This is a genomic window from Rudaea sp. (assembly GCF_036383415.1).
Lineage (GTDB): Bacteria > Pseudomonadota > Gammaproteobacteria > Xanthomonadales > Rhodanobacteraceae > Rudaea.
This window is the reverse complement of the sequence record NZ_DASVOK010000289.1, coordinates 1-6,681: the sequence shown is the minus strand read 5'-3', so window position 1 is coordinate 6,681 and position 6,681 is coordinate 1. Positions and strand designations below refer to the sequence as shown.

General features: G+C 63.8%; 7 protein-coding genes. 2 read left to right on the top strand and 5 right to left on the bottom strand.

Going from position 1 to position 6,681, the window contains the following annotated elements:
• A partial coding sequence (gene htpG, locus VF497_RS11010) for a molecular chaperone HtpG (protein ID WP_330888614.1) occupies positions 1 to 1,165 on the bottom strand: 1,165 nt, incomplete at its 3' end.
• 129 nt (positions 1,166 to 1,294) lie between these two features.
• Between htpG and VF497_RS11005 the strand changes: the two genes are divergently transcribed.
• Positions 1,295 to 2,905 (top strand): inorganic phosphate transporter, encoded by a 1,611-nt coding sequence (locus tag VF497_RS11005; RefSeq protein ID WP_330888612.1) that lies wholly within the window; start codon positions 1,295 to 1,297, stop codon positions 2,903 to 2,905.
• 779 nt (positions 2,906 to 3,684) lie between these two features.
• Here VF497_RS11005 and rplS read toward each other — a convergent pair.
• The 4 genes from rplS to rpsP form a co-directional block, all read right to left on the bottom strand.
• Positions 3,685 to 4,053, bottom strand: a complete 369-nt coding sequence (gene rplS / locus VF497_RS11000; RefSeq protein WP_330888610.1) for a 50S ribosomal protein L19 — start codon at positions 4,051 to 4,053, stop codon at positions 3,685 to 3,687.
• Positions 4,054 to 4,191: 138 nt separating this feature from the next.
• Positions 4,192 to 4,932, bottom strand: a complete 741-nt coding sequence (trmD, locus tag VF497_RS10995; protein ID WP_330888608.1) for a tRNA (guanosine(37)-N1)-methyltransferase TrmD — start codon at positions 4,930 to 4,932, stop codon at positions 4,192 to 4,194.
• 3 nt (positions 4,933 to 4,935) lie between these two features.
• On the bottom strand, positions 4,936 to 5,451 hold the full coding sequence (rimM, locus tag VF497_RS10990; protein ID WP_330888607.1) for a ribosome maturation factor RimM: 516 nt from the start codon (positions 5,449 to 5,451) through the stop codon (positions 4,936 to 4,938).
• A gap of 20 nt (positions 5,452 to 5,471) precedes the next feature.
• Positions 5,472 to 5,732, bottom strand: coding sequence for a 30S ribosomal protein S16 (rpsP, locus tag VF497_RS10985; RefSeq protein WP_330888605.1), 261 nt, complete (start codon positions 5,730 to 5,732; stop codon positions 5,472 to 5,474).
• A gap of 299 nt (positions 5,733 to 6,031) precedes the next feature.
• Between rpsP and VF497_RS10980 the strand changes: the two genes are divergently transcribed.
• On the top strand, positions 6,032 to 6,681 hold a 650-nt coding region (locus VF497_RS10980; RefSeq protein WP_330888603.1), incomplete at its 3' end, for a glucokinase.

The following is a 6,681-nucleotide window of genomic DNA, read 5'->3' as shown; positions in this document are numbered from 1 at the left end:
CCTTGAACACCTGGCCGAATTCCTTCCAGAACGTGGCGAATTTCTCCGGCTCGTCCTTGGCCAGCTTGTCGAGCAGGTCAAGCACGCGGCGCGTGACCGCGGATTTCAGCTTCTCCAGATTGCGGTTCTGCTGCAGGATCTCGCGGCTGACATTCAGCGGCAGGTCGTCCGAATCGACCACGCCGCGCACGAAGCGCAGGTAGGCCGGCAGCAGCTGCTCGGCGGCGTCCATGATGAAGACGCGCTTGACGTAAAGTTTGAGCCCTTTGCGCTCGTCGCGGCCGCCCATGAAATCGAACGGCGACTTCGCCGGGATATAGAGCAGCGAAGTGAAGTTCTGGTTGCCCTCGACGCGGTTGTGCGTCCACGCGAGCGCATCGCTGAAGTCGTGCGAAATGTGCTTGTAGAAATTCTGGTATTCCTCATCGCTGAGCTCCGACTTCGGCCGCGTCCACAGCGCGGAAGCCTGGTTGACGACTTCCCATTCGTCGGTCGGCTTGCCGTCCCGATTTTCATCAGCTCGGTCGACCGGCATGCGGATCGGGAAACCGATGTGGTCGGAATAGCGCGCGACAAGGCTGCGCAGTTGCCAAGCGTGAAGGAACTCGTCCTCGTCGGCCTTGAGGTGCAGCGTGACCGACGTGCCGCGCTCGGCGACGTCTAGGGTCTCCAGCGTGTATTCGCCCGTGCCGGCCGATTCCCAGCGCACTCCGGCGCCGGCATCTTCACCTGCCTTGCACGTGGTCAGCGTCACCTTGTCGGCGACGACGAAGGCGGAATAGAAGCCGACGCCGAACTGGCCGATCAGGTTCGCATCGGCCTTCTTCTCGGCGGACAGCGCTTCGAGGTATTTGCGCGTGCCGGAACTGGCGATCGTGCCGATGTTGGCGATGACTTCGTCGCGTGTCATGCCGATGCCGTTGTCGCGGATCGTCAGCGTGCGTGCGTCCTTGTCGACGCTGATGTCTATGCGCAGCTCGCTGCTGCCGCTCAGCAGTTCGGGCTTGCCCAGCGCCTCGAAGCGCAGCTTGTCGCAGGCGTCGGACGCGTTCGAGATCAGCTCGCGCAGGAAGATTTCCTTGTGCGAGTACAACGAATGCGTGACCAGGTGCAGGACCTGGGCGACTTCGGCTTCGAACTTGTGGGTTTGCACGGTGGCGATCACGGACAAGGCTTCCTGATTCAATGGGATGCGGGTCGGATAAGGGCGCGGCCACGCGATTTCAAGACGTTTGTCATGAATCGGGAACATTCGGCTTCGAACATGGCAAGCCCGGCCCACAGGACCCATGCCATGAGCACCGTCGCCGCCGAAGCCATCTCCCTGCCTGCCGCGCGCCCGCAACTCGACCACAAGCCCGGCAGCGCCACCACCTTCGTCTTCCTCGCCCTGCTCGCCGCGGGCCTGGGCTACACGGCGTGGAGCCTGGTCGCCGACATCGGCGCGACCGGCGTGCGCACGACGACCTGGGTTCCGTTCCTGCTGCTTGGCGTCGCCCTGCTGATCGCGCTCGGCTTCGAGTTCGTCAATGGCTTCCACGACACGGCCAACGCGGTTGCGACGGTGATCTACACGCATTCGCTGCCGGCCAACGTCGCCGTGGTCTGGTCGGGACTGTTCAATTTCCTCGGCGTGCTGTTCTCCTCGGGCGCGGTCGCCTTTGGCGTGATCTCGCTGCTGCCGGTCGAACTGATCCTGCAGGTCGGCTCGGGCGCAGGCTTCGCCATGGTGTTCGCGCTGCTGATCGCGGCGATCCTGTGGAACCTCGGCACCTGGTGGCTCGGCCTGCCCGCTTCGTCATCGCATACGCTGATCGGCTCGATCATCGGCGTCGGCGTAGCCAATGCGCTGATGCACGGCCGCGACGGCACCAGCGGCGTCGACTGGGCGCAGGCGACGAAGATCGGCTGGTCGCTGCTCGTGTCGCCGCTGGTCGGCTTCATTTGCGCGGCGCTGTTGCTGCTCGTGCTCAAGGCCTTCGTCAAGAACCGCGAGCTGTATCAGGAGCCGAAGGGCGACGCGCCGCCGCCGTGGTGGATCCGCAGCCTGCTCGTGCTGACCTGCACCGGCGTGTCGTTTGCGCACGGCTCGAACGACGGCCAGAAAGGCATGGGCCTGATCATGCTGATCCTGATCGGCACCGTGCCGATGGCCTATGCGCTCAACCGCGCCATGCCGGTCGACCAAATGACGCCGTTCGTGGCGATGGCGACGACGACACAGACGTCGCTCGCCAGGTACGCGAGTGGGCCAGCGCCGGCCGATCCGCGCAAGGCCTTGTCCGATTACGTGCGCACGCGTTCGTGGAATGATCAGGTCGTGCCCGCACTCGGCACGATCACTGGCGAGATCGCTGCCCAGGTGAAGGCCAGCGGCACCTTCGCCAGGCTGCCGGCCGAATCGGTCGCCAACGTGCGCAACGACATGTACCTCGCCTCCGAGGCGATGCGCTTCCTCGACAAGGACACGCACAGCGCCGTGTTCGACGCCGACACGAAGAACAACTTGGCCGCGTTCAAGAAGCAGATCGACAACTCAACCAAGTTCATCCCGCTCTGGGTCAAGGTAGCCGTAGCGATCGCCCTTGGTCTCGGCACGATGATCGGCTGGAAACGCATCGTCGTCACCATCGGCGAGAAGATCGGCAAGACCCACCTGACCTACGCGCAGGGCGCCAGCGCGGAGCTCGTGGCGATGAGCACGATCGCCGCCGCTGACATGTACGGACTACCCGTATCGACCACGCACGTGCTTTCTTCGGGTGTCGCCGGCGCGATGGCGGCGAACCGCTCGGGCCTGCAGCTCGGCACGCTGCGCAACCTCGCCATGGCCTGGGTGCTGACGTTGCCGGCGGCGATCCTGCTGTCGGGATCGTTGTACTGGTTGTTTACGCGGGTTTTCTAATTTCGCTCCTCCCCGTGAACGCGGAACTCCGGTTCTTGATTCGTTGAGGACGCGTCCCTTCACCTTTCCGCGCGCATCCCGCGCGCGGGTCACTTTTTCTTCTCCAGCGAAGAAAAAGTAACCAAAAAGACGCCGCCCCCGACACCGCACTTTCGCTGCGCGAAAGTGCCCTGCGCTTCTCGGCGCCGGCGGGCCGGCGCGAACTCGCGCATCCCTGCGCTCAGACATGCGCGCCTTTCCCCCGCCGTCGCCTGCGATGCTCGGTGCGGTGAAGGGGGAGGAAAGTCACAATCGAGATCAAGAGCAATGGTGTGCGAGGATTTTCTGCTTAGACGCGCAGGAGCGCGCTGCCTTGGCTTCTCCGGGTCCCCATTGCATTGCGGCGGCAGCAGACGAAGAGGCCCCGCAGGGGTGAGCGCGAGGGATCGCGCGCATTCCGCTGCCAGCACATGAACGTGCTGTCAGCGGAACCCGGCCGCTGACGCGGACCTTTCGTGCAGGATGCCCGAAAGGCGCAATGCTCTGGGGCGCATTCTCTTTGGTGACTTTCTCTTGTGCGAGCAAGAGAAAGTTACCCGCTCGTCCGCAGGACGAGTGGAAGCTCTGCTCTCAAACACCGATGCGCGGAAACGCCGAGCAAAAGCAGAAAGCCAGCGCAACGCCAACGTCAGAAAAGACAAAGCGGCCGTCGTTGCCGACGGCCGCTTTGGACGAGGAGCACAGACGCGACTCAATGCTCCAAGAGGTTATCCGGCAACCCCTGCCGGAATGTTCGGAAATTACTCTGCGCTGGCAGCACCGTGCTTGGACAGGTCTTCCTGGATGCGCGCCGCCTTGCCTTCGAGACCGCGCAGGTAATACAGCTTGGCACCGCGAACCTTGCCGCGACGCTTGACGTTGACCGAATCGATCGTCGGGCTGTGCGACTGAAACACGCGCTCGACGCCGAAACCGTGGGAAATCTTGCGCACCGTGAAGGCCGAGTTGAGGCCCGCGTTCTTCTTCGCGATGACCACGCCTTCGTAGGCCTGCACGCGCTCGCGGTTGCCTTCCTTGACCTTGACGTTGACGACGACCGTGTCGCCCGGGCTGAATTCGGGCAGTTTGCGGCTGATCTGGGAAGCTTCGAATTGTTGGAGGAGGTTCATGACACCCACATGCTCACTGAGATGGAAAGGAAAGCTTTTTTGAAAACTGCGACCAAGGATGGTCGCTTCTTGATCCTCGCCATCGCGGACGACGGCAAGTATATCTCCAGATTTGAGCCGCTCTGACGACCCACTTCACTACTTTTTCGTATCTTTTTGAAATTCAAGCAAAAATAAATTTTCTTCCGGTTTGAGCGCCGCTCTGGCCAGAAGCTCGGGCCGGCGTTGCCAGGTACGTCCAAGTGCCTGTTTTCGACGCCATTTCGCGATCGCCGCATGGTCGCCAGACAACAGCACCGCAGGTACCTCCCCGAGCTCGTGCGCGACCGGCCGCGTGTAGTGCGGACAGTCGAGCAGGCCGTCCGAGAACGAATCCTGCTGCGCCGAGGCCGCGTCGTTGAGCGCGCCGTCCTGCAGCCGCCCAATCGCGTCGATCAGCACCGCCGCAGCCAGCTCGCCGCCCGAGAGAACGTAGTCGCCGATCGAAATCTCTTCGTCGACTTCATGCTCGATCAGGCGCTCGTCCACCGCCTCGTAGCGCCCGCACAGGAGGATCAAGCGATCTTCCTGTGCGAGTTCACGCACCTTGTCCTGCGTCAGCCGCGTTCCCTGCGGACTGAGGAAAATCGTCCGTGCGGGCTTCGGGTCCGCCGCCCGCGCCGCGCGCAATGCCTCGCGCAACGGATCGATCAGCATCACCATGCCGGGACCGCCGCCGAACGGCCGCTCGTCCACACGCCGGTAGGCATCGGTCGCATAGTCGCGCGGATTCCAGCCGTGCACGCCAAGCAAGCCGCGTTCTTGCGCCCGCCCGACCACGCCCACCCTGGCCGCCGCATCGACGAACTCGGGGAACAGCGTGATTACATCAATACGCACGGGCTAAAACTCTGCGTCCCAGTCGACGACGATCCTGCCGCCGTCGATGTCGACTTCCTTGACGAACTGCTCGGTGACGAACGGCACCAGCCTCTCGCGCTCGCCGTCGCGGACGACAAGGACATCGTTGGCACCGGTCGAGAACAGGTGGCTGACCTTGCCGAACGCAACGCCTTCGAGATTGAAGACATCGAGCCCTTCGAGATCGACCCAGTAGTACTCGCCTTGTTTCGGCTTCGGCAGCGCCGAACGCGCTATGCGGATCTCCACGCCGATCAGGGCCGCCGCGGCATCGCGACTGTCGACGCCGGGCAGACGGGCGACGATGCCCTTGCCCTGCGCCCTGCCCTTCACGTTCGCGTATTCGACTGAGGCATCGGCGGAACCGACGAACCAGGGCGAATACTTGAAGATCCGCGTGCGTGGATCGCTGTACGACTCGAGCTTGACCCAGCCTTCGACGCCGTACAGGCCGACGATCTTGCCGAGAACCAGCTTCTGCTCGTCACGCGCGGCCATTGCAACGGCCTGCGCGGCGATCAGGCCGCGGCCTTCGCCTGCTTGCCGGCTTCCTTGATCAGCGCGCGCACCTTGTCGCTGGGCTGCGCGCCCTTGGCGATCCAGTTGTTGACGCGATCGAGGTCGAGCTGCAGGCGGACTTCCTTGCCGGCCGCGACCGGGTTGAAGAAGCCCACGCGCTCGATGTTGCGGCCGTCGCGCGCCTTGCGCTCGTCGGCAACGATGACGTGGTAGAACGGACGGCCTTTGGCGCCGCCGCGGGAAAGACGAATCTTGACCATGTTTATTTCTCGAGAATTTATCGGGTACGTTGTGTTCCCCTGCCGGCCGCGACACGCGCGGCGCGCCCGCAGAGCGGGCAACAGCAGTTCGGGAACTGCGTATTCTAGCTTAATCCGGGGAAAAATAAAGGTTTTCAGCAACGTGGCTGAAATGGCCTCCAAATTCAGGCGTTTTCGGCCCTCGCAACAAGCCCCGTCCCGCGCTTCAAACCCGCATTGACAAGGCCGCGGGGCGTGAACACACTCGCACGTCCCGCGCGCCGGGCGCGCTGTACAGCCTCCCGTTTCAGGAATTCGCATTGACCGCCACGCCCGCCGCCACCGACACGCCCTTCATCGCCGCCGACGTCGGCGGCACCCATGCGCGCCTCGCCCTGGTCCGCTTCACCGCCGAAGGCGCGGTGTCGATCCTGCACTATTCCGAATACATCTGCGCCGAATACCCTGACCTGGCGACGATCCTGCGCACCTTCATCGACACGCATGGCGATGCGTCCACGGTCAGCGCGGCGATCGCAATTGCCGGCCTGCAAGTCGGCGACAGCCTGATCAATCCGAACCTGCCCTGGCACGTGTCGCTGTCGCAGACGCGCCAGGCGGCGCACCTGAAGGATCTGGCGCTGATCAACGACTACGAGGCCCTGGCCCATGCCGCGCCGCACATCGATCTTGCCTCGGCCGAGTTGCTCAGCGGCCAGCTGGTCGATCCGGCGACCGTGACCACGCTCGTGGTCGGCCCCGGCACCGGCCTCGGCCAGGCCGTGCGCATTCCGCACAAGCCGCGCCCGGTCGTGATCACGAGCGAAGCCGGCCATGCCGCGCTCGCGCCGGGCAACGAGCTGGAACTGAATATCCTGCGCGAACTGTTCAAGCGCTGGCCGCATGTCGATCGCGAACGCGCCGTGTCGGGCCCCGGCCTGCTCAACCTCTACGAATGCATCTGCACGCT